The 21,905-nt window shown below is 66.8% G+C and carries 21 protein-coding genes; 2 read left to right on the top strand and 19 right to left on the bottom strand.

What is annotated here, in order from left to right:
* Positions 1–142: 142 nt before the first annotated feature.
* Positions 143–3,673 carry a glycosyltransferase gene (locus tag SLW52_RS20810; protein WP_320741200.1) on the bottom strand — a complete coding sequence of 1,177 codons (3,531 nt, stop codon included), beginning with the start codon at positions 3,671–3,673 and terminating at the stop codon, positions 143–145.
* 557 nt (positions 3,674–4,230) lie between these two features.
* On the opposite strand from SLW52_RS20810, the gene SLW52_RS20815 reads away from it, so the two are divergent.
* Both SLW52_RS20815 and SLW52_RS20820 read left to right on the top strand, forming a co-directional pair.
* Positions 4,231–4,671 carry a hypothetical protein gene (locus SLW52_RS20815; protein WP_320741202.1) on the top strand — a complete coding sequence of 147 codons (441 nt, stop codon included), beginning with the start codon at positions 4,231–4,233 and terminating at the stop codon, positions 4,669–4,671.
* Between the two features lie 1,091 nt (positions 4,672–5,762).
* Entirely contained in the window at positions 5,763–6,212 is a 450-nt protein-coding gene (locus SLW52_RS20820; RefSeq protein ID WP_320741204.1) for a hypothetical protein, read from the top strand.
* Positions 6,213–6,428: 216 nt separating this feature from the next.
* Here the strand turns inward: SLW52_RS20820 and SLW52_RS20825 are convergent, their stop codons facing one another.
* From SLW52_RS20825 to SLW52_RS20910, 18 genes are all read right to left on the bottom strand, one after another.
* A complete protein-coding gene (locus SLW52_RS20825) occupies positions 6,429–7,562 on the bottom strand; it encodes an FkbM family methyltransferase (protein ID WP_295936431.1) in 1,134 nt (377 codons plus the stop codon).
* Positions 7,563–7,849: 287 nt separating this feature from the next.
* On the bottom strand, positions 7,850–8,467 hold the full coding sequence (locus SLW52_RS20830) for an acetyltransferase (RefSeq protein ID WP_267117418.1): 618 nt from the start codon (positions 8,465–8,467) through the stop codon (positions 7,850–7,852).
* Positions 8,464–9,603: an aromatic ring-hydroxylating dioxygenase subunit alpha gene (locus SLW52_RS20835; RefSeq protein WP_320741207.1), complete on the bottom strand. Its 1,140-nt coding sequence runs from the start codon at positions 9,601–9,603 to the stop codon at positions 8,464–8,466. The genes SLW52_RS20830 and SLW52_RS20835 overlap by 4 nt, the downstream gene beginning before the upstream one ends.
* 25 nt (positions 9,604–9,628) lie before the next feature.
* Positions 9,629–10,273, bottom strand: coding sequence for an acetyltransferase (locus SLW52_RS20840; protein ID WP_320741208.1), 645 nt, complete (start codon positions 10,271–10,273; stop codon positions 9,629–9,631).
* Positions 10,274–10,281: 8 nt separating this feature from the next.
* Positions 10,282–11,058, bottom strand: a complete 777-nt coding sequence (locus tag SLW52_RS20845) for an SDR family oxidoreductase (protein WP_150411147.1) — start codon at positions 11,056–11,058, stop codon at positions 10,282–10,284.
* Positions 11,055–11,816 carry an SDR family oxidoreductase gene (locus SLW52_RS20850; RefSeq protein WP_150411148.1) on the bottom strand — a complete coding sequence of 254 codons (762 nt, stop codon included), beginning with the start codon at positions 11,814–11,816 and terminating at the stop codon, positions 11,055–11,057. Before SLW52_RS20850 ends, SLW52_RS20845 begins: the two co-directional genes overlap by 4 nt.
* A 2-nt stretch (positions 11,817–11,818) precedes the next feature.
* Positions 11,819–12,859 carry a ketoacyl-ACP synthase III gene (locus tag SLW52_RS20855; RefSeq protein ID WP_152246134.1) on the bottom strand — a complete coding sequence of 347 codons (1,041 nt, stop codon included), beginning with the start codon at positions 12,857–12,859 and terminating at the stop codon, positions 11,819–11,821.
* A gap of 1 nt (position 12,860) precedes the next feature.
* Positions 12,861–13,085, bottom strand: a complete 225-nt coding sequence (locus SLW52_RS20860) for an acyl carrier protein (RefSeq protein ID WP_017908530.1) — start codon at positions 13,083–13,085, stop codon at positions 12,861–12,863.
* Positions 13,082–14,260, bottom strand: a complete 1,179-nt coding sequence (locus SLW52_RS20865; protein ID WP_152236984.1) for a DegT/DnrJ/EryC1/StrS family aminotransferase — start codon at positions 14,258–14,260, stop codon at positions 13,082–13,084. The genes SLW52_RS20860 and SLW52_RS20865 overlap by 4 nt, the downstream gene beginning before the upstream one ends.
* A gap of 271 nt (positions 14,261–14,531) precedes the next feature.
* Positions 14,532–16,016 (bottom strand): sigma-54 dependent transcriptional regulator, encoded by a 1,485-nt coding sequence (locus tag SLW52_RS20870; RefSeq protein WP_017908532.1) that lies wholly within the window; start codon positions 16,014–16,016, stop codon positions 14,532–14,534.
* On the bottom strand, positions 16,013–16,396 hold the full coding sequence (locus tag SLW52_RS20875; RefSeq protein ID WP_010341669.1) for a response regulator transcription factor: 384 nt from the start codon (positions 16,394–16,396) through the stop codon (positions 16,013–16,015). Before SLW52_RS20875 ends, SLW52_RS20870 begins: the two co-directional genes overlap by 4 nt.
* A 15-nt stretch (positions 16,397–16,411) precedes the next feature.
* Positions 16,412–17,815 carry an RNA polymerase factor sigma-54 gene (gene rpoN / locus SLW52_RS20880; RefSeq protein WP_320741213.1) on the bottom strand — a complete coding sequence of 468 codons (1,404 nt, stop codon included), beginning with the start codon at positions 17,813–17,815 and terminating at the stop codon, positions 16,412–16,414.
* 267 nt (positions 17,816–18,082) lie between these two features.
* Positions 18,083–18,715: a response regulator transcription factor gene (locus SLW52_RS20885; protein ID WP_017908534.1), complete on the bottom strand. Its 633-nt coding sequence runs from the start codon at positions 18,713–18,715 to the stop codon at positions 18,083–18,085.
* 91 nt (positions 18,716–18,806) lie between these two features.
* The gene (locus tag SLW52_RS20890; protein WP_267085291.1) at positions 18,807–19,385 is read right to left on the bottom strand and encodes a PilZ domain-containing protein; all 579 of its coding nucleotides are present in this window, start codon (positions 19,383–19,385) and stop codon (positions 18,807–18,809) included.
* Positions 19,382–19,681: a hypothetical protein gene (locus tag SLW52_RS20895; RefSeq protein WP_017916433.1), complete on the bottom strand. Its 300-nt coding sequence runs from the start codon at positions 19,679–19,681 to the stop codon at positions 19,382–19,384. Before SLW52_RS20895 ends, SLW52_RS20890 begins: the two co-directional genes overlap by 4 nt.
* Entirely contained in the window at positions 19,678–20,097 is a 420-nt protein-coding gene (gene fliS / locus SLW52_RS20900) for a flagellar export chaperone FliS (RefSeq protein ID WP_010341674.1), read from the bottom strand. Before fliS ends, SLW52_RS20895 begins: the two co-directional genes overlap by 4 nt.
* 148 nt (positions 20,098–20,245) lie before the next feature.
* Positions 20,246–21,577, bottom strand: a complete 1,332-nt coding sequence (gene fliD, locus SLW52_RS20905; RefSeq protein ID WP_320741217.1) for a flagellar filament capping protein FliD — start codon at positions 21,575–21,577, stop codon at positions 20,246–20,248.
* 189 nt (positions 21,578–21,766) lie between these two features.
* Positions 21,767–21,905 (bottom strand): flagellin (locus SLW52_RS20910; protein WP_267123781.1); only part of this gene is annotated, 139 nt, incomplete at its 5' end.

A 21,905-nucleotide genomic window follows, 5' to 3' on the forward strand; every position in this document is an offset into this window, starting at 1 on the left:
CCCGGTGACGGGTTCCTGGCGCCGGCGGCACGGCCGGCACGGACCGCGCGCCGACAAGGTGTCGGCAGGTTGACGCCGTGCGCCGCGTCACGGTCGGACGCGGGCGCCGCGCGGCGACCTCAAGGCCGGCGAGGGGACCGACTCAGTCCGGCAGCCAGGCCGCCCGCCACTCCTGCAGATTGGCGCCCTGCAGCAACCAGTCGCGCTGCACCGTCGCGCGCAGGGCAGTGCCGGCCGCGGCCCGCGCGTCGGCATCGGCCAGGTGCGCGCGGATCGCATTGACCCAGTCGCGAAAGCGGTTCTTGACCAGGCTGACCGGCAACCCGCCGTCGCGGTAGGGCGGCAGGTCGCTGGCCACCACCGGATAGCCGCAGGCGCCGTACTCGAGCAGGCGCAGGTTGCTCTTGCAGCGGTTGAACAGGTTGTCTTCCAGCGGCGCCAGCGCCAGGTCCAGGTCCAGTGCGGCCAGCGCCTGCGGATAGCGGGCGAAGTCCACGCCCGCGTGCACCTCGTGCACATGCCGGCGCAGCCGCTCCGGGCACAGGCCCATGAACACCCAGTGCACCTCGCCGGCCAGCGCCTGCACCACGTCGGCGATCAGTTCCAGGTCGCCGGTGTGGCTGAGCCCACCGGCCCAGCCGACCCGTGGCTTGGCCGAGGCGGATGCCGCCGGCGGCGCCAGCGCGCCCCACAGCTGCGGCTCCAGCCGGTTGCGCACCACGCGGATGTCGCCGTGCAGGCCGGCCAGCGCCTCGGCCAGGTCCGGCGTGGAGACGGTGACCCGGTCCACCAGCGTGGCGGCGCGCCGCAGCGAACGCAGCACGTCCTTGGGCATGTGCTCGCGATGCGCGCTCTTCAACGGCAGGTTCGGCAGGTAGTCGTCCAACTCGTAGACCATGAAGGCAGTGCCGAACCGGCGCATGCGCTCCATCCGCGCCAGTTCCGCGTCGCCGACCCGGCGCTGCAGCACCACCACGTCGGCGCCGATGCGCTGCAGCTCCACCGGATCGAGCAGGCGCGCGTAGTACAGGCCGTCGATCTGCGCGGCCGCGGCCAGCGCCTGGAATGGCTGGATCACCCGGTACTGGCCGCTGCCGAAGGTGTCGCCGGGATGGGCCAGCACCCGCGGCAGCGGTTTCCAGGCCAGCGGCTGCCAGGAGAATTCGGACTCGGTCAACTGGAAACCGCCGGGCTGGTCCAGGCCCAGGCTGGGCGAATACGCCGGATCCTGCGCCAGCGCCAGCGCCGGCAGCCAGCGCTGCAGCAGCGCCTCGTCGGCCACCTCGCTGCGCGTGGCCGAGGCTGGTTGCAGCAGCAGCGCCTGCGGCGTCCACACGGTCCAGGCGCCCGTCGCCGCGGCGCGCAGGCACAGGTCCACGTCGGCGCCGCCGGCGGCGAAGCCGGCCGCGTCGAAGCCGGACAGGTGTTCGAACAGCGCCCGCCGCACCAGCAGGCAATGCGCCGACACCGCGCTGTAGCGGTGTGCCACCTGCAGCCGGCCCATGTAGCCCGGCTGCGCCATCGCCTCGCCGGCGAAGGCGTGGCCGGCGCCGGCCAGCAGGCCCGGCAGTAGGCCGGCATGGGTGATGCGGCCGTCGGCGGACACGCCCTTGGCGCCGACGATGCCGACTTCGGGCCGCTGCGCGTGGTTCATCAGCGCATGCAGCCAGCCGTCCTGCACCGCGGCGCTGTCGGCGTCGAGGAACAGCAGGTACTCGCCCTGCGCCTGGGTGGCGGCGAGGTTGTGCGCCTCGGCCTGGCAGACCCGCTGTTCCAGCGCGAACACGCGGATGCGGCCGTTGCCCAGCTCGGCCACGGCCTGCATCCACGCGGTGATCTCCGGGGCGTGGCTGGCGTTGTCCACCAGCAGCAGTTCGTAGGCGGGGTAGGCGGTCTGTTCGAGCAGGCTGACCACCGCGCGCTGCAGCGCCGGCAGATTGTCCTGCGCCAACAGCACGATCGAGACCGGTGGCTGCGCGGCATGGCCGTAGTCGATGCGGAACAGGCCGCCCGGCAGCGGTTCGACCGTGGCCTGCGGATAGCCGCGGGCCTGCAGGTGCGCGGCGATCGCGCGCTGGCGCGCCGGGCCGCCGGCCTCGGCGCTGGCCGGCGTGGCGACCAGCAGCGGCTCGGGCAGGTGTGCGATGCCGTCGCCGCCGTCGCGCAGGAACAGGCGCAGGATCAGGTCCAGTTCGCTGGCGCCGTCGTGGGCAGGATCGAAACCGCCCAGCGCCTGCACCGCCGTGCGGCGGAACACCCAGTGCCCGGCCGTGGCCAGCGGATTGCCCAGCAGCAGGTCCAGGTCCGGGTCGGGTCGCAGCAGCGGCGCCAGGGTGTCCGCGTCCACGGCCAGCCATTCGTCCGCATACAGTGCGTTGCACTGCGGTTGCTGTGCCAGTTCCAGCTGCAGCCGCAGCAGGCCGCCGGCGTAGAACCGGGTGCCCGCGACCACGCGCAGGCACCAGTCGCTGCCCGGAGAGGCATCCAGTGCGGCGGACAGCGCCGCCGCATCGGCCGCGGCCGGCAGCGCTGGCAGGATCCGGACCCGCGGGTCGGGCCACGCGGGAAGGGGGGCATCGCCCAGCACCAGCGCCTGCACCTGCGCGAACGGCGTGCCCTCCAGCAGCAGGCTGTCCAGCGTGGCGTCCAGCGCGGCACGGTCGGCGCCGCGTGCGTCGACCAGCACGGCGAGCCGCGGCGCGCCGCCGAGGGCGTCCAGGCGCGCGTCGAGGAGGTCGCGTTGCGCTGGCGTCACCGTCCGCCGCGCCTGCCAGTCGCGCAGCGTCGCCTGTACGCAGACCCGCGCGTAGGCGTCCTGGATCGCCTGCAGCAGGTCCACCGGCGTGCCGGGGCCGCCGCCCAGCGGCGTCACCGTGACCTGGCGGACGTCGCCATCGCCGCGGTACCAGCCCATGGCGCGCACGCCCTGGCGGAAGTTGGCATGCCCCTGGTCGCCGATGCCAGGCTGGTCGCGGCCTGCCTGGCTGTATTGCTCTTCCGATACCCGGAACCGGGTCAAGGGCTTTGCCAGCAGCGCCAGGTGGCCGCGGTGCAGCAGCTTGGCGTACAGCGCCAGATCGCCGACCCAGTTGATGACCTTGCCGGCCAGCGTCATCAGCTCGTCGCCGATCTCCAGCAGGTCGCTGCGCCGGCACAGCACGCAGCTGGGCTCGCCGACGAAGTTGATGGTGTGGTCGGCCAGGAACGACAGCAGCTCCGGCCCGTCCAGCAGCACGTCGCCGGCGAACGGGAAGGCGGTGGCCGGGATGTCCTCCAGCGGCGCGCCGTGGCTGTCGATGCGCTGGCGGCGCGAGGACGCCAGCAGGACGTCCGGTGCACTCTGCATCGCCGCGACCAGCGCGGCGACGCAGTCCGGCGCCAGCACGTCGTCGTCGTGCAGGAACTTCACGTACTCGCCCTGGGCCAGGGCGATGCCGCGCGCGGTGCTGCCGAGTTCGCCCAGGCGGCTGGGGTTGCGTTCGTAGCGGATCGGGAACCGCGCCAAGCCACGCTTTCGCTCCACCACCACGGCGATCGTGCCGTCGGGGTTGTCGTCGCAGATGACCAGTTCCAGCGCCGGATAGGTCTGGGCCAGCACGCTGTCGAGCGCCTGCTCGAAGTAGCGGAGCTTGTAGGCCGGCATGACCACGCTGACCAGGTGCGGGTGGGGCATGAACGATGGACCGTTTAGGAAAGGAGCGGAGCGCCGGCAGGCGCTAGATCTCCATTGTGCATGCAACAAGCATGCCGGCGGTCGCCGCCGCCGTTCGCGCGCTGCATCAGTACGGTTCAGCGCCTGTGTAAAGGCCGCTGTCTGGTGCTTGTCGATCCTGCGATATGGCGCGATATGTCGCGCCGCAATCAGCTCCGTACACTGTCGGGCATCCTCGCCGACCAGTCCCGCAGGGTGCGGAAGGGCGCAGCGCCGGAGTCCGGTCGCTGGCTGTCCTGAGCTCGGTGACGAGCCACGAATGCGTGGAGGGCGGCGTAGCGAACACTCCCCTGAAGCGCCGAAAGGAACGGAAAGTGTCTTTTTCTGTCGAAGAAATCCGATTCATAGGCGATGCATTCGATGAATGTCGCCTCGCGCAGCCGCGTGGCCTCGGCAGCAAACCAGCGGCGTGCGACAGCGTCGCATAGCAGGTTACATTGAGGCGGGGTCTTTATTGGCATCTGACCCAGAAGCGTGGTACTTCTGGCTGGCACATGACCGACCCGGATAGGTGAAAAATGATCTTAAAAAATGTTTTCGCGGCCGTGGCTCTTGGGATCCTTTCATTCAATTCGCAAGCATCGACACTCGTCTATGCAACCGACGCTAATGGAAGTGTAGTGTCTGGCTCTCTCCAGACACTTCGTACAGCGCTGAATAGCGGCGCGAACGTGAAAGTTCTCGTTACCGCTCCCAACGACCACGTTTGGGCCGTGCCATGTACGAATACCTCAGTCAAACTGGATGCGTCTCAAGCAGTCGTCTGCGTGAGTAATCAGGGGCTCGGCATGAACATTTCGATGGGGAGCCAATTTGGCGGCGTGAGCAATCCGCCTCAATCTGTGCATTTCTTGCTGAATACTTCTGGCCAATACGTTCAGGCCAATATCGACATGGGAGGCGGCACACTTGTTTCACGCTCTGCCTATGTTTTTGCCATGCAATGGTACGTCGACTAGGTGGGCGACGGACGTCCATTGGACGTGCTTTCGAGGCGACACTCTGTCGATAATAAGCATGCTGCTCGTTAATGAGCAGCATGCCAGGATGAACTACACGCCTGTAGGCAAGCGGTCCAGAAGATCATAAGTGATATTTATACTTCCGTTTCCGTTTGTGACGAGCCATATCCCATTGCCTGGTGGAATATAGACTTGATAAGGGAAGTGGTCTGATGGTGGGGCAACGCCTAAAAATATCACTTTCTTGGTTCCATCCCCATAGCCCGAAGGCGCCGACGTATCTGCATAGACAGCCAGCCCTATCACACTCGATGCGCCGCTCAAACTGCAAGTGCGAACTACGAGGCCGTATTGGTTATCAGCAGGTGCTACAACTTGTGTGACTATATTCGCCGCAATTCCAATGTTCGCGAATTTAGCTCCTATGGGGGCAATGCTTCCTTTTCCGGATATTTCCATTAGGACCGCCTCGTTAGATGATCATGCATGCGATGATGGGTTTTATCTTGAATGTGGTTTTGGTTTTAGTGATTATTTATATGACCTTCTCCTGGTTGATAAGCGGCTGGGGAAGTAGTGAAGGCCGTACATGGCCTTGCTGAGCGTGATGCTCATTGGGATAGTAAAGGCATGTTGAGCAGGTCGCGTTGCGCAGGCGTGACCGTGCGCTGCGCCTGCGAATCGCGTAAAGCAAGCTGCACGCAGACGCGCGCGATATCCACCGGCATGCTCGGGTCGCCGGCCACGGCGCTACCCTGAGCTTGCAGACATCAAGGTCGCCGCGGTAGCAGCCCATGGCGGCACGCGCTGGCTGAAATTGACATGGTCTTGGTCGCCGATGAAGGGCGGGTCGCGGCCTGCCTGGCTGTACCGCACTTTCGACACCGCTGAAGCGGGTCAGCGGCTTTGCCCAGACGTGTCATTCGCCATGTCGGCAGGAAGATCATAATGCGCGTTCCGTTGTTGCCTGTTCGCATCCGTCTTGCCTGCGGCCAGGGCACCGAGTGATGCGAGGCGGCGGGCGGAAATCCTAACGTCACGCCTTGGTGATAGCGTGAATGCGCGTCATCTCAACTCACAGGGGAACTATGATCAAGCTTAAAGTTTTGGTTTTCAGTGCGCTCGCTATGGCAGCGGGGTCCTCACAGGCTTGGACATTGGTCTACGCCACGGATGCCAACGGAAACGTCTCGGCTGGCTCTCTCCAGTCGCTGCGCACCGCCGTGGACAATGGCGCGGATCTCAAAGTGCTGGTGACGGCGCCGAATCAGAATACCCAGCACACCTGGGGCGTTCTTTGCACGAATACCTCCATGAAACTCGACTCTTCGCAGGCATTGGTGTGCGTCGGTCATGACGATTATGCGATGAATATCGGCATGGGCAGCCAGTTCGGCGAACCCAGCAATCCACCGTTCTCGGCGCATTTCCTCATCAACACGTCCGGGGAGTACGCCGAGGCCGACATGCGGCTCGGTAGCGGCGAGGTCATTGCGAAATCGAAGTATGTCTATGCGATGCGCTGGTATGTGAATTGATGGGCATGTCGTAGTTTGAGTTGGCCATTTTGATTTTCTGGACCAATCGAATTGATTTCTTTTGCGCTAGTGGCGCGGCGGCGAACTCGACGTATTCGCCGCCGCGCTTTGCTGATGCACGGGTAGGCAGCGCTAGCTCCGGCAGATCGTATGGTGGCATCGCGACATTGCCAGCACGAAGACGTCGGACGCCTTTAAAGACAAGACATCCGCGGGCTACTCCACATAAAGCACGCTATCAAAGAAGTACATGGCGTAATGGCGCAGGCGCAGCTTGGCATCCGGCAGGATGCGATCCAACTCGGCAACGATGTCCAGCAGGTCGAGCGCGTGGTGGTAGCAGGTGATCGCCATGCGTGGACGGCAGCGCCGAATCAGCTCGGTGGCGCCACGCAGCACTTTTGGCTCGGCCCCCTCCACGTCCATCTTCAGCAAAGTGACGTGCTCGACCACATCGTCCAGCCGCAGGCAATCCACGCGTGCTGAGCCATTGCCATCGAGCCGGCTGCCCATGGTGCCCTGGGCATCGAACGCCAGGGTCCCGGCGACATCGGCCACCGCCGCGTTGTACAGGGTGGTGCGTCCGCCGTCCTCCGCCAGACCATGCTGCAGGGCCGCGAAGTTCGCTGGATCCGGTTCGAAGGCATGGATGGCGGCATAGTCGTGGCGCGATGCCGCGCGGAACTTCTTGACCGTGTCGCCGCGATAGGCGCCGATATCCACGTAGTGTTCGCCTGCACCGATCCGTAGCGGATGCTCTAGAGCCGAATACACCGAGTAATACTCCTGTTCCATCGGACAAAGGACATCCAGCAGCGGCCGTCGGTCGCCATCCATGCGCATTTGCAGCACTGCGTCCATGGTGCGCAGACTCAATGTATCGGCGAATCGGCCGCGTAGGGCGTCGAACTCTGCAGCGTGCGCGAGCGTCTGCTCCCGTGTCGCGGTCCCGGTCTGATAGACCAGGTGCATGTCCAATGCGTACATCAACTGCGGCAGATCGATGCGAAGACCGCTACCCAAGCGCTGAAGTTGATCGAAATGCAGCCATGCGGTCGGCATGAATGCACAGTTGATCGTGGGCAACCCGGCCAGGTCCGAGTCGAGCAGGAAGGTCGCCGTCGGGCGCACATCGTCGAAGCCGGTATCGGCGATGCGGCGTTCGTGAAATAGATCGTCCAGCGCGACGATGCGGATGCCAGGGACACGCTCGGACAGCAAGGTTGCAGCCCGGGCTGCGTAGAGGCCGCCGAGCGTGGAACTGGGAGCGAGGAAGATCGCGCCGCCAGCGCGCGTGCACGCATCGATCAGTTTCGCTTCGCGCTGAAGCGCGGCCACAGGGTCGGTCATGGGTTCACTCAAAAGGGCGCGCCTTGCAGGCGCGCGATGCTGGAAAACTTAGGGTGGATCTGCGCGTCGCTTGGTAGCGCGGTGGGGCGCGCGGCGATCACTGCAGCGGCCTGATCCTAGCGGAGCGCGCGATGCGCGCACCGTGCATGTATCCCAGCATTGCACCGTGGAACACAGCTGCCCCCCACGCACTGAATCGGACAGGGCAGGACGCTGGCACACCGCTTGTGCGATGCACCAGAAAGTGTGATCGTGGGAAGTGCCGCGCCGCTTGCGCGGCGCTATGTTCAACGCAGGATGCGGGCGCCGTCTGGCATCAGTGCATCGTAGAAACAGCGGTCCGGCAGCACGTCCGGCACCGTGCCGGGCAGCAGCCATTCGCAATGCCGACCGATCCTGGCGCCGCTGCGCGTCATGCTGCCGCCGCCCAGGGTGCTGCCCTGACCAATCTGGGTGTCGCGGCCAAGGTGCACGCCGGCATGCAGCGTGACGCAGGCGCCGACGCGCACGTCCTGTTCGACGATCACCTGCCGTTCCAGCCAGGCACCAGGTCCGATGCTGCTGCCGGCCGCCAGGTTGCAGCCGGGGCCGACATGCACGTTGCCGAGCAGGCGCACGCCCTCATCGATGTGCGCCTGCGGCCACACCAGATCGACGCTGCCGTAGCCGGCCAGGCGCACGTCGGCCAGCAGCTTGTGTCGCGACTGGTTGACCGCGCGTTCGTCCATGGCGACGAACACGTCGGTCGCCGCAGGCGGATAGCTTGCCTGCAGCGCGTTCAGGTCGAAGTTGTAGCGATCGGGCGATTCCAGGGCGATGCCCACGTGCGCCAGGCCGCAGGCCTGCGCGGTGCGTTGTGCCTGCTCCAGCGCATGGCCCTGGCCGATCAGCACCAACGTTTTCATGCTGGTTGCTCTAGCACGTTGGCCCGATACCAGAGGTGCTGGCGCACCAGTTCGGTCTCGTAGTCGCCGTGCGTGAACGGCGGCGAGTGCGGACCGATCCCGGCCTGCATGCGCTCCAGCAGGGCCGTGTCTTCCGCGATCACCAGACGCTCGGCCTTGATCAAGCTGCTCAGCAACGCAGTGAAGTCGGTACGTGCGTCCTTGCGGCGGGCGGTCATGACCCACAAGTGATAGTCGGTTTCTCCTGGGGCTACAGGATCGTACTGCTGCAACAGGAAGTGGTCCCCGCGCACGCAGCAGAAATTCACATTCGGATAGATGAACCAGTTGTAGTAGGCCGATTCCTCGCCATAACGCTCGCAATGGCTCCGGAACCAGTTGTCCTGGGGCACAAGCGCTCCTTTGGCTGGAAAGCTCAAGCGATGCAAGTGCGGAGGCGCCTGGGTACTCAGGAGTTGCTCGACATTGGAAGGAACATCGGCAGCGCGTTCGATGTTGGCGGGGGTTCTTTCCGCCTCCGTCATCAGCGGGCCGAACGTCTTCGGATGGACGAAAGGAACATGGTTGTAGTCCTTCACATTCTCCATGTTGAGCTTCCAGTTGTAGCGCACCCGGTGGCAGCTATAGGCGATCTGCGAGTCCAGATGCGAGGAGGCTGTCGCGATCGTCTCCAGGAACGCCGGTGCAAATTGCTCCTCCAGCGGCAGCGGCTGCTCGGCCATGTTCACGAACAGCAGTTCGCCGACCTGCTGCAGATGCAGCCTGGTCAGGCAGATGCCGGCCTTCTCCTCGGCAGTGAACTGGTACAGACCGGAGTTGGGCAGCCCGCGCAGCTCGCCCTCGGCGCCGAACGACCAGGCGTGGTACGGGCACACCAGCGGGCGCTTGCCGTGCGATTCGGTCTGGATTGCCGATTGCCGGTGCGGACACTGGTTGAGGAAGGCGCGGATGCCGGCCTCGGTGCGCTGCACCAGCACCGGCACCCCGGCAATCTGCCTGGCGAAGAACTGATTGCGCTCGCGCACCATCGAGGCGAAGCCGGCGAAGATCCACAGTGTGCCGAACAGGCGCTGTTGTTCCAGGCGCAGGCTGTGCGGGCTGATGTAGTGCTCGGCGTCGAGGGCGTGGCGGGTCATGCGGAACGGCGTCCTGGGTGCGGGGTCAACGGCTGAAGATGGTCCGTGCCGGATTTCCGGCGACGGTGACGTTGGGCGGCACGTCCTTGACCACCACGCTGCCGGCGCCGATCACCGCGCCGTCGCCGATCGCGATGCCGGGCAGGATGGTGGCATGCGGGTGGATGACCACATCGTGGCCGATGCGCGCGCCGCCGCCGACGAACACGAAGTTGCCGATCTGCACATAGTCGCCGATCACCACGTCGTGGCCGACGATGGTGGTGGCGAGAATGGTGACGAATTCGCCGATGCGGCTGTCGGCGCCGATCGACACGCCGACCTCGAACAGGCTGCCGCGCCCGATCGGCGTCTCCGAGGCCTCGCGCAGGCGTGGCCGCAGCACCATGAAGTCGGCGCCGCGTTCCAGCAGCGGCTGGCTGTAGCGGCGGCGCGCGGCCGGATCGCCGAGCGCGCAGACGAACAGGTCGCCGGGCACCGGCTGGTAGGTGTCGGGGTCGCCCAGCAGCGGCCAGCGCAGGTCTGCGCCGAGCGCGCTGCGGCTGTCCAGGAAACCCTTGATGTCCCAGGCCTGGCCGTAGCCCGGATCGTCGTTGTACGCCATCGCCGCGACGCCGCGGCCGAAGCCGCCGGCACCGACGATCAAGACATGTCGGCGTGGCGTTTTCATGGAACTGCTCACACGAACTCGATGCCTCCGTCCATGTGTACCGCCTGGCCGGTGATTTTGCCGCTGGCCTCGGAAAGGAAGTACAGGCAGGCCAGCGCGATGTCCTGTGGCTGGCCGATTCCCAGTGGATAGCGCTTGGCCATCTCCTCGAACCATGCTTTGTCTTCGGTGATGAGCGAGGTTTCGACCAGTCCGGGACAGAGCGCATTCACCCGGATCTTGCGCCGTGCCAGCTCCAGGGCCAGCGGACGCATTGTCCCGATCAGCGCCGCTTTGGAGCCGGAATAGGGGCCGACGCCAACGGTGCCGGTGAACGCTGCAATGGACGAGAGAAAGACTACCGAACCACCGGGCCGGATGGCCTGACGTGCGAGCAGGTGCCGGGTCAGCATCACAGGGGCGATGTAGTTAATCTCCATCACTTCCTTTAGGAAGGATTCGCTCACCAGCTTCATCGGTGCCAGACCACGAACGCCTGCGCTGTGGACCAGGCCGTCGACCGGGCCGCACTCAGCAGCCAGTTTCTGCACTGTTTCTGTTTGCAAGAGATCGCCGATGAACTGGCGATGCCCGTCGCCCTGCAGCGACTCCAGCGTGGCGGCAAGGCGCGCGGCGTTGCGGCCAGTGACGATGACTTGGGCGCCGGACGCCGCGCAGGTCTGAGCAACGGCCATGCCGATGCCGTTTGATGCACCGGTCACCAAGATGGTTTTCCCGTTCAACCCGAACATTTGTTGCAGCAGCGCAGAAGTGCCGGCAGAGGAAGCGTTGGTCTCGATTGTCATAGGCGCATCATCAGGGAAATCCCGCCATCGATGGTGAGGGCGCTGCGCGTAACCCAGCGGCTGGCTGAGGACAGTAGGTACACGGCGGCTTGTGCGATATCCCCCGCAGCGACAGTTCCCAGTGGTGTCAGACCAATGTTGTTGTCGATGTTCGCTGTCTGGCGCAATCCGTCGAGCATCGGCGTTTCAACATAGCCCGGTGCGATGCAGTTGGCACGGATGCCTTGTCGCCCATGTTCCAATGCAAGTGTACGCACTGCTGCTTCCAGCGCGGCTTTCGCGGCGGAGTAGCCTGTTGCCGCCTGCGGCGCCGCGCGCGAGGCCAGGGCGGACACGAACACAAGTGAGGCATGTTCACGCAGGCGCCGCTTGTACAGTAGTTGCTGGGTCAGCGTGATCGGCGCCAGGTAATTGATCGCCAGCATCTGTTGCAGGTGCTTCTCGGTCGCCATCCGGAATGGCACCATCGCCGTGGCGCCGGCGCACGAAGCCAGCCCGTCGTAGCCGCCTGCCGCGTCCAGTAGGGATTGCCGCACGTGCGCATCGGTTAGATCGCCAGCGACCTGCACATGCCCGGCGCCGTGGAGCGTGTCCGCGAGCGCCTGTAGACGCTCGGCATTGCGTCCGGTCACCACCAGCGTCGCGCCCAACTGCGCGCACAGCGCGGCCACGGCGGCGCCGATGCCAGAAGAGGCACCGGTCACCAGGATGGTCTTGCCCTGCAGCCCGAAGGCATCGGTCGTTGCAACAGGCGCCATCGTCAGGACTCGATCAGGTCGGGGAACACCGCGCCGTCGATATCGACCAGACAGGTGCCCCAGGACAGGCCGATGCCGAAGCCGCACAGCAGCACGCGCTTGCGGCTCTCTTCCAGTTGCTTGTTGATCCGCGCGGTCATGGTCACCGGCAGCGAGGCGCCGCTGGTGTTGCCGAAATCGTGCAGGGTGGAGGGCACCTTTTCCGGCGGCAGGCCGAGCTTCTTGCGGATGGTCTCGTTGATCATCCGGTTGGCCTGGTGGAACACGAAGTAGTCGATCTCGTCCTTGGACACGCCGCTGTAGTCGAGCAGCTTCTGCACCGCCGGCGGCACCCGCTGGGTGGAGAAGCTCAGCACCGCCACGCCGTCCAGCTGCAGGTCCACGCCACGGTGCCAGTGGTCGTTCTCGTCGGCGCGATACGGGATCAGGTGCTGCACCCCGACCGGCTCGCGATGGCCGCCGACCGGCAGGATGATCGCGCGATAGCCGCTGCCGTCGCTGTTGAGGTCGAAATGCATCGGCGCCGCGTCGGCACTGAACTCCAGCGCGGTGGCGGTGCCGGAATCGGAGAAGATCGGATCGTCGAAGGTGGCGCTGCGGTCGCCCACCAGCAGCAGGCCTTTCTTGACCCCGCCGGCGGCGATCATCGAGCCGAGCAGGTTGATGCCGAACGGGTAGGCCGAGCAGCCCAGGTTGACGTCGAACGCCACCGTGGCGTGCGACAGGCCCAGGCGGTCCTGCAGGATGATCGCCGTGGCCGGGATCGGATAGTCCGGCGACTGGGTGACCACGATCAGCGCATCGACCTCCTCGCGCTGCCACTGCAGGCGCTCCAGCAGCACCTGCGCCGCGTCGAAGGCCAGATCGGAAAAGCACTGCCAGTCCGCGGCCATGCGCCGGGTGTGGATGCCGATGTTGCGCACCAGCCGCTCGCGCTCGGAGCGGATCTGCGGCCGGCAATCGGTGAGGTTGGAGACGACGCGCCTGGGCACGCAGGTCGCCATGCCGGCGAAGCGCACGTTGTGCAACGTGGAGGTCGGCATGCTATGCCTCGGTCAGCTGATAGAGATCGCCCAGGGTGACCACGGCGGCCAGGTGCTCGCCGGTGATGGTCTTGCCGTACTCCATGTCGAACATCACGATCACGCCCAGCGCGGCCAGCGAATCCCATTCGGGCAGCTCGCGCAACACCGTGTCCATGGTCACCTCGACCGGATTCTGGAAATCCGTGGCCGACAGGAAATTCTCGATAAACGTCTCTTGGCTCATGCTGCGGGTTCCACGGGTTGGGCGAAGGAGGGAGGGACCAGGGTGCGACGGGAATCGGACGCGGGCATGACGCCGCCCGCCGCGGCGATCAGGTCGACGATGGCGTCCACCTGCTCGACCGCCAGTCCGGGAAAGATCGGCAGGCACAGCACGCGCTCGGCCATCTGCCGGGCCACCGGCAGGCCGGCCGGCGCGGAGGAGGGCAGGCCGCGGTACATCGGGAAGTCGCTGATCAATGGATAGAAATAGCGGCGCACCAGAATGTCGTGGCCGCGCAGCAGCCGGTGCAGTTCATCGCGCACCAGCGGGAAGGCGTCCTCGACCAGGATCGGGAACGAGGCGTAGTTGGACAGTCCCGGTTCCCGCGGCGCCAGGCAGCGGATCCCCGGCACCTGCGCCAGGCGCCGACGGTACTGCGCGTCGATCGCCCCGCGCTGCGCCAGTGCGTCGTCGATGTGCTGCAGTTGCAGCAGCCCGAAGGCGGCGTTGATCTCGCTCATCTTGCCGTTGATGCCGGTGGCCACCACCGTGGTCTCGTCGACGAAGCCGAAGTTCTTCAGGCGGCTGATGCGCTGGTAGGTCTTGGCGTCCGGGCAGACGATGGCGCCGCCCTCGAAGGTGTTGAACACCTTGGTGGCGTGGAAGCTGAGCACGCTGAGGTCGCCGTGGCGCAGGATCGAGCCGCCGGCGTCCTTGACCCCGAACGCATGCGCGGCGTCGTAGATGACCTTGAGGTTGTAGGTATCGGCGATGCGCTCGATCGCGGTGGTGTCGCAAGGCGTGCCGTAGCAGTGCACCGGCATGATCGCGGTGGTGTGCGGGGTGATCGCCGCCTCGATCTTGAGCGGATCCAGGTTCATGGTCTGCGGATCGATGTCCACGAACACCGGCTTGATGCCGCGCCACAGCAGCGAATGCGCAGTGGCGACGAACGAGTATGGCGTGGTGATCACCTCGCCGGTGATGCGCAGCGCCTGCAGCGCGGTCAGCAGCGCCAGGGTGCCGTTGGTCAGCAGCGCCAGGTGGTTGACCCCCAGATATTCGGCCAGCGCCTTTTCCAGTGCGCGGTGCATGTCGCCGCCGTTGGTCAGGATGCGGCTGCGCCAGATCTGCTCCAGGTAGGGGACGAAAGCCTCCAGGGGCGGCAGCAGCGGACTGGTGACGGGGATGGACATGGGACCTGCCTGGCGACGGGTGGAAGTCCCCGGTGCGGAACGTGCCGCCCGGTGCTGTGGAAACGTGAAGCAAGCCACATGCCAAAGGTGCCTGTCCACTGTCGGCGGTGCCGATCGGGATGTGGTGCAGGCGAAACCTGGCTTGCCGCGAGCGCGCGCTGCGACAGCGCCCGCGTCGGGCCGGTAGGTGGCGAGGAAAGGGAAGAGGGCGTGGCGTTCCGAGGGACAAGGGGCGCGTCGGGTGCGGCCGCACCCGACACCGTGCGCCGGCTCAGCTCGCCAGTTCGGTCTGGTCGCGGTCGATGCCGTACTTGCGCAGCTTCTCGACCAGGGTGGTGCGCCGCAGGCCCAGCAGCTGCGCCGCATGCGCAACCACGCCCTGGGTGCGCTCCAGCGCCTCGTTGATCAGCGCCAGCTCGATGTTGGCCATGTGCCCGCGCAGGTCCAGGCCGCTTTCCGGCAGCGTCGCCGCGGCCTGGGCCGGCGCATCCGCGTCCGTCCCCGGCTTGCCGCCGACGTGCAGGTCGACCACGTTGGGCACCCGCCGCGGATCCGTTGCGATCGGCGCCGGCGGGGCCGAGACGTCGATGGACGAGGCGAAGTCGCCGCGGTAGCGTGCAGGCAGGTCCTGCACCCGCACCAGGCCGCCCGGGTGCAGCACCGCCAGGCGCTCGACCAGATTGGTCAGCTCGCGCACGTTGCCCGGCCACTCGTAGCTGCGCAGCGCCTGCAAGGCCTCTTCGGAGAAGCGCACTTCGCCGCGCCCGGTCCGCGCCAGTTGCGCGGCGATGGTGTGCACCAGCGCCGGCAGGTCGTCGCTGCGTTCGCGCAGCGCCGGCATCTCGATCGGGAACACGTTGAGCCGGTAGAACAGGTCCTCGCGGAACTGGTTGCCGGCGATGCGTTCTTCAAGGTTGCGGTGGGTCGCGGCGATCACCCGCACGTTGCAGCGGATGGTGACGTTGCCGCCGACCCGCTCGAAGCTGCGCTCCTGCAGGACGCGCAACAACTTGACCTGCATCGGCAGGCTCATGTCGCCGATCTCGTCGAGCAGCAGGGTGCCCCCCTCGGCCATCTCGAAACGGCCCTTGCGCGCGCTCAGCGCGCCGGTGAACGATCCCTTTTCGTGGCCGAACAGTTCGCTTTCCAGCAGATCCGGCGGAATTGCGCCGCAGTTGATCGCCACGAACGGACCGTCGCGGCGCGGCGACTGCTGATGGATCGCCCGCGCCACCACTTCCTTGCCGGTGCCGGACTCGCCCAATACCAGCACGGTGGTGTCGAAGGCGGCGACCTGGTCGATCAGCCGGCGCAGGCGGGTCACCGCCGCGCTGGTACCGGTCGGGCCGTTGTCCTGCGCGGCACCGGCCTGGTGCTCGGCGTCCAGGCGCTTGAGGCTGGCGCGGCGCAGCAGGGTTTCCAACTGCGCGTGGCGCAGCGGCGCTTCCAGCTGCCACACGTTGGCTTCGTGCAGGCCATGGCGCTGCGCGAAGGCCTGCGCATCGCCGTTGAGCAGCAGCACCGGCGGCGGCAGCGAACTGCGCGCCACCCAGCCGAAGAAGGCATCGGCCTGGTCCTGGTCGTCGAGCCCGCCGACCAGAATCGCCATCCACTCGGTCTGCCGATGCCGGCCGGGCTGGACGTCGGCCACGTCGGTGACCCAACGCGGGTTGAGGTCCATGAATTCGAGCAGGCTGACGGTCCGCTCGGCGCGCACCGCGTCGTCATCGATCACCAGGATCCGCGATTCGCTCATGCCGGCACTCCTTCGGTCCGAAGCCCCTCCAGGATCGGCATCACTTCCTGGATGTAGGACAGCTTGCTGACGAAGTTGTCGGCACCGGCACGCATGGCATGCTCGCGGTGCTCGGCATCGTCGAAATGGCTGGCGATCACGATGTAGGGCGCCTGATCCTGGGTCTTGATCAGGCGCGTGGCCTGCAGACCGCCCATCTCGGGCATGGCCAGGTCCATCAGCACCACCTGCGGGCGCAACGACTCGGACCGCTCGATGGCCTCCAGGCCATTGGCGGCGCTGCCGATCACTTCCATCCAGTCGAGCTTGCGGAAGTGGCGCATGGCGGCGTTGATGAAACCTTCGTGGTCGTCGACCAGAAGCACGGACAGTTTGTTCATATGCGTCGTTTTTCCTTAGCCCGCACGGGCCAGCAGCGGTTTGCTGCCGCGGCGGCGTTCGCGTGCGGGAGCGATGTCCAATTGTTCACGATACTTGGCGACAGTGCGCCTTGCCACGTTCACGCCCTGTCGCGACAGCAGCCCGGCGATGGCCTCGTCGGCCAGCGGCCGCCCCGCCGGCTCGGATTCGATCAGGCGCCGGACCATGGCGCGCACCGCCTGGCCGGACACCGCCGCGCCTTCCAGGCGCACGGCGAAGAAGTGCTTCAGCTCGAAGGTGCCGCGCGGGGTCTGCAGGTATTTGCCGGTGGTGATGCGGGAAATGGTCGACTCGTGCATGCCGATCGCCTCGGCCACTTCCTTGAGAGTCAGCGGCGCCATCGCTTCCTCGCCCTTGACCAGGAACGCCGACTGGCGCTCGACGATGGCGCGGGTGGTGCGCAGCAGGGTCTCGTAGCGCATCGACAGGCCGCGGGTCAGCCAGCGCGCTTCCTGCAGCATCTCGCGCAGCGGTTGCGCGGCGTCGCCGGCCTCGGCCAGGGCGCGCTCGTGCATCGGGTTGACGGTGACGCGGTGGGTGGTGGCCGGGTTCAGCGCGACACGCCAGGTGCCGTCGGCGTGCCACGCGACCACGTCCGGCAGGACATGGCCCAGATCCTGCGGCTGCAGGCTGTCGCCGGGGCGCGGCTGCAGTGACAGGATCAGCCGCACCGCCTCGCGCACGTCTTCGGTCTCGGCGTCGAGCTGGCGACCGAGCAGGGCGTAGTCGTGGCTGGCGAGCAGGTCGAGGTCGCCGGCGAGGATGCGCCCGGCCAGGTGGCGGCCGGGCACGCGGCCGGGCAGGTCGCTCAGCTGCGCCTGCAGGCACTCACGCAGGTCGCAGGCGCCGAGGCCACCCGGGTCGCCATGCAGCAGGCGCTGGCGGACGGCTTCGGCCTGCGCCACTGACAGGCCCAGCCGGGCGCTGGCCAGTTGCTGCAGGGTGTCGAGCGGGCCGTCCAGGTAGCCGGCATCGTCGCAGTGTTCCAGCCAGAACGCGGCCGCCGCCAGTTCCGCCGCCGGCAGTTCCAGGGCCAGTCGCTGCAGCACGCGCAGGTGCGGATCGGTGGACTCGCCCGCGGCGATGCGCTGCATGCGGTCGTCTTCGCCGTCGTTCCAGCCGGCGGCCGGGATGTCCCACATCGAGGATTCGGGCAGTTCGTCGAATGCCGCGGTTTCCAGCGCGGCGTCCTCATGCTTGACCACCGGCTCGATCACGCCCTCGGGCTCTTCCAGCTCGAGCAGCGGATTGGTCTCCAGCGCGCGGCGGATTTCCAGTTCCAGTTGCATGCCATCGAGCTGCAGCAGCCGGATCGACTGCAGCAGTTGCGGGGTCAGATGCAGTTGCTGGCCCAGTTGGGCGGAAACGGTCGGCTTCATGCGGACTTCCTCGGTTCGGCGCCAACCCTCTGGCGCCCGTGGAACGCATAGTGCTTGTCGCCCGACGGTAACAGAATCGGGGGGTTCCTGAGTAGGGTAGTCAAATTCCCGACAGGGTGTCAGGGATTTCCCGACGTGCGGCGCGTGGGCGCCGGACAGTCGACGGCGAAATGCCCGATGCAACGGGGTCCGGCGGAAGCGTCACGCCTGCTGACCGATTAAGGCAAGCGCCATGCCAATGTCCCGTGTCGGGATGCCGTCCCCAGTTCAGCTCAGCTCGCCCTGATGGCGTGCGGCCAGCAGGACCAGATCGTTGGCGCGGCGGCAGCCCAGCGATTCCATCATCCGCGCGCGGTGGGTCTCGACGGTCTTGACGCTGATGCCCAGGTCCGAGGCGATTTCCTTGTTGCTCTGGCCGCGGCCGATCTGGCGCAGGATCTCGCGCTGTCGCGGCGACAGTGCGGCGATGCCGACCGGGCGCTCGCGGCCGAGCATCGGCGCGATCATCTTGGAGGAGATCTGCGGGCTCAGGAACACCTGGTTGGCGCTGGCCGCGCGCAACGCCAGCTCCAGCTCCAGCGGGGCGGCGTCCTTGACCACGAAGCCGGTGGCGCCGCGGTCCAGCGCATCGCGCACATGCACCGGGTCGTCGTGCATCGACATCATCACCACCCGGGTCTTGGGCGAGCTGTGCAGCACGTCGGTGAGCGCGTCCAGGCCGCTGCGCCCCGGCAGGGACAGGTCCATCAGCACCAGGTCGGGGCGGTGCAGGGTGGCCAGGTCCACGGCCTGTTGCGCGTTGCTGGCCTCGGCGACCACGTCGACGTCCGCAAACGTCTGCAGCAGCCGGCTCAGGCCGGCGCGTACCAGGGTGTGATCGTCGACGATGATGACTCGCACGGTGCAGGTCCTTCTATTCAGAGCCGCACATTAGCCGAGCCGCCCGCCGCCGCCAACCTCGCCGCGACGGTCCGGGGGGCGGTGTGCCGGCTCAGCGCGCGCGCCGGCTGTCGGCGATCTGCCGGCGGTGCAGCCGGAACAGGTGGCGTTCCACGGCCTCTTCCAGGCCTGGCGGCTGTGTCTCGAACCGTAGCCAAAGTTGCACGACGCCCGCGGTGGCGGCCTCGGCCAGCACCCGCACCGGCAGTTCTAGGTGGTCCGGGAGCCAGTCCGAGGGCTGCAGGCGCAGTAGGCCGGCGGCGCCGGCCGTGGCGCCCGAGCGCGCGCCCAACTCCAGCCGTACGCCCCGGCGCGACCAGCACAGCGGCCGCAGCGGCAGGGCATCCTCGTGCTGGCGGGCCAGCCGGCCCAGCAGCACCAGCATCAGGTCGAGCTTGGCCTCCATCCGCTGGGTCTGCGCGGTTGACTCGCTGCGGTCGTCGCTGCCGTCCTCGCCACGCAGATCCTCGATCTGCGCCAGGCTGCGCAACAGCGCTTCGCCGGCAGCGAGCCGGCCGGCGCCGTTGCCCAGGCGGAAATCCGCCGGCAGCGCCAGTTCGCAACTGAGGGTGTCGTGGAACAGCTCGGCGTCGGCCGGGTGCTGCGCCGCGCCGTCCGAGCCGGTGTTCATCCCAGCAGTCCGGCCTGCGAGTAGAGCCGCGCGGCGTGGCTGGACTGGCGGCTGCTGCGCAGCCAGGCCGCGGCATGGTCGCGCTCCATGCGCATCTGCGCGGTCACCGCCTGCTGCAGGGCCAGCAACGGCTTCAATGCCTCGCGCGAGCGGTCGGCGCCGTCCTGCTGCAGATACGCCTGCAGGTGCCGCTCGTGGTCGGCGACCATGGCCTGGGCCAGCGCGTAGTCGTCGCCACGCAGGACCTCGCGCAACTCGTGCAGGTCGTTGTGCAGGTCGGCGAGCTGGATGTTCACGACGCGTTCGCCGTGGCCAGTTCGCGCTGCTGCGCGGGAATGGCGGCCCAGGCCGCGTCGATCTCGCTGAGCAGTTCCAGCGCTTCGGTCAGCGCGGCGTCGTCGTTGTGCAGGTTGGCTTCGGTCAGCCGGTGCATCACGTAGTCGTAGAGCGCCGACAGATTGCCGGCGATCTCGCCGCCGGCCTCGTGGTCGAGCGAGCCGTTGAGATGGCCGACGATGGCGCAGGCCTCGCCGATCGCCTTGCCCTTGCGTGCCTGGTCGCCCTGCGCGAGACAGGCCTGGGCCTGACGGATGCGCTGGCAGGCGCCGGCGAACAGCATGGCGACCAGCTTGTGCGGATCGGCATCGGTGACGCTGGTGGAAATGCCCATCTTGCGATATTGCTCGGCGTACTGGCGGCTGGAACCGTACATGGAAAACTCCTCGGGTGGATCGGCTGGCCTCCGCGCCGCGCCGGTGAGCGGCGACGCTGCGGTTGCTGCGGCCAATCCGTAATGACTGTCGATACTCTTTCTATCGGCCGCCACGCGTCTCGACTTGAGTCGCGCGGCCGCGCGCGCGTCAGCTGAACTGCTTGGTCAGGCTGTCGCTCACGCCCTGCATCTGGGTGACCAACTGGTTCATTGCGGTGAAGCGTGCGGTGTACTGATCGGTCAGGGTCTGCATGCGCTTGTCGAGATCGCTGAGCTGGTCGGTCAGGTCGGAGATGTGCTTGTTGAGCGAGTTGGTGCGCTGGGTCAGGGTGCCGCTGGTGCTGTCCAGGTTGCTCTTCAGCAGCGTGCTCATGCCGGTACCGAAACTGCCGTTGTTGCCGAGCAGGGTCTTGGCCGCCGACGGATCGGCGGCCGCCGCGGTGTCGAACTTGGCGCTGTCGAAGCTCATCACCCCGTCCTTGTCGATGGTCACGCCCATCGCCATCAGGCCGCTCACGTTGTCGCTGACCAGCCGGCGCAGCGACTGCTGCAGGCCGCGCACCATCGCATCGCCGGTCATCGGCGAGGCCTTCTTGTTGGTGGGGTCGTAGGCGCTGGACGACTTGAGCACGCTGTTGGCGGAGTTGTAGGCGCTGACCAGGGCAGTCAGATTGGCCTTCAGCGGGGTGTTGTCGTTGGTGATGTTGAGATTGAAGCTGGTGCCGGCCACGGCCTTGGTGAGATTGATCGCCACGCCGGGTACCAGATCGGCGATGGTGTTGCTGCTGGAGGTGCGCTGGAAGCCGTCCACCTTCACCACCGCGTCGGCGGCGGCGATGGTCTGGGTCAGCCCGCCGTTGTTGCCGGGCGGGTAGGTGAGCTTGGCCAGGCCGCCGTCGCCACCGGACGTGGTGATGGTCAGGGCGCCCTTGGTGCCGGTGTCGACCGCGTTGAGCACCAGATGGTCGCCATCGTCGGCGGTGACCACGCTGGCGGTCACGCCGGCACCGTTGGCGGCCTTGTTGATGAAGGCGGCCACGTCGCTGAGCTTGCTGCCGGCATCGACGTTGATGTTGAGCGTGGTGCTGCCGTAGGCGATGGTCAGGGTGCCGCCACCGACGACGGCGCCGCTGGCGTAGGCCGACGAGGTCAGTTTCTGCGACTGCGCCAGTTTCACCACCTCGATGCCGTATTTGCCGGCGTTGGCGCTGGAGGTCACGGTGGCGGTATAGCCGGCGCCGTCGTCGATGGTCGCCTTGTAGGCGCCCTTGTCGGCGCTGTCGGACACCGTGCTCATCGCCGTCTGCAGGTTGGACAGCGCGCTCTTGATCGTGCTCAAGGACGACAGTTGCGCGCTGGAAGCGGTACCGTCGCGGTTGATCCGGTCTTCCTGCGGCTGGCGTTCCTTCGCCACCAGTTTGGCGACGAAGCTGGGAATGTCCAGGCCTGAGCCGATTCCAGTGGTGGACATGGTGGCGATCCTTGAGGTGGCCGGCACGCGGTGCGCCAGCGGCTGAGGGGAGTATCGGCGTGCGGGAACGCTTCTTGAGCGTCGTCCGCGCGCCAGTGCGGCTCCGGTGGTGATGCAAATCCTGTGCCGGCTCCGCATGCGTCAAAAAAAAGCCCCTCCTTGCGGAGGGGCCCGGTGGTGCGTTGCGTCTTGCCGCGCTTAGCCCTGGAGCAGGCTCAGCACGCTCTGCGGCGCCTGCTTGGCCTGAGCCAGCATCGCGGTGCCGGCCTGCTGCAGGATCTGCGTGCGGGTCAGCTCGGCGGTTTCCTTGGCGTAGTCGGTGTCGCGGATGCGGCTA

It is taken from the genome of Xanthomonas sp. LF02-5 (assembly GCF_034105325.1).
In the GTDB taxonomy this organism is placed as follows: Bacteria; Pseudomonadota; Gammaproteobacteria; order Xanthomonadales; family Xanthomonadaceae; genus Xanthomonas_A; species Xanthomonas_A sontii.

Coding starts and splice junctions, on each gene's coding strand:
- SLW52_RS20810 (WP_320741200.1), bottom strand. CDS start 3,673: ATGCCCCACCCGCACCTGGTCAGCGTGGTCATGCCGGCCTACAAGCTC.
- SLW52_RS20815 (WP_320741202.1), top strand. CDS start 4,231: ATGATCTTAAAAAATGTTTTCGCGGCCGTGGCTCTTGGGATCCTTTCA.
- SLW52_RS20820 (WP_320741204.1), top strand. CDS start 5,763: ATGATCAAGCTTAAAGTTTTGGTTTTCAGTGCGCTCGCTATGGCAGCG.
- SLW52_RS20825 (WP_295936431.1), bottom strand. CDS start 7,562: ATGACCGACCCTGTGGCCGCGCTTCAGCGCGAAGCGAAACTGATCGAT.
- SLW52_RS20830 (WP_267117418.1), bottom strand. CDS start 8,467: ATGAAAACGTTGGTGCTGATCGGCCAGGGCCATGCGCTGGAGCAGGCA.
- SLW52_RS20835 (WP_320741207.1), bottom strand. CDS start 9,603: ATGACCCGCCACGCCCTCGACGCCGAGCACTACATCAGCCCGCACAGC.
- SLW52_RS20840 (WP_320741208.1), bottom strand. CDS start 10,273: ATGAAAACGCCACGCCGACATGTCTTGATCGTCGGTGCCGGCGGCTTC.
- SLW52_RS20845 (WP_150411147.1), bottom strand. CDS start 11,058: ATGACAATCGAGACCAACGCTTCCTCTGCCGGCACTTCTGCGCTGCTG.
- SLW52_RS20850 (WP_150411148.1), bottom strand. CDS start 11,816: ATGGCGCCTGTTGCAACGACCGATGCCTTCGGGCTGCAGGGCAAGACC.
- SLW52_RS20855 (WP_152246134.1), bottom strand. CDS start 12,859: ATGCCGACCTCCACGTTGCACAACGTGCGCTTCGCCGGCATGGCGACC.
- SLW52_RS20860 (WP_017908530.1), bottom strand. CDS start 13,085: ATGAGCCAAGAGACGTTTATCGAGAATTTCCTGTCGGCCACGGATTTC.
- SLW52_RS20865 (WP_152236984.1), bottom strand. CDS start 14,260: ATGTCCATCCCCGTCACCAGTCCGCTGCTGCCGCCCCTGGAGGCTTTC.
- SLW52_RS20870 (WP_017908532.1), bottom strand. CDS start 16,016: ATGAGCGAATCGCGGATCCTGGTGATCGATGACGACGCGGTGCGCGCC.
- SLW52_RS20875 (WP_010341669.1), bottom strand. CDS start 16,396: ATGAACAAACTGTCCGTGCTTCTGGTCGACGACCACGAAGGTTTCATC.
- rpoN (WP_320741213.1), bottom strand. CDS start 17,815: ATGAAGCCGACCGTTTCCGCCCAACTGGGCCAGCAACTGCATCTGACC.
- SLW52_RS20890 (WP_267085291.1), bottom strand. CDS start 19,385: ATGAACACCGGCTCGGACGGCGCGGCGCAGCACCCGGCCGACGCCGAG.
- fliS (WP_010341674.1), bottom strand. CDS start 20,097: ATGTACGGTTCCAGCCGCCAGTACGCCGAGCAATATCGCAAGATGGGC.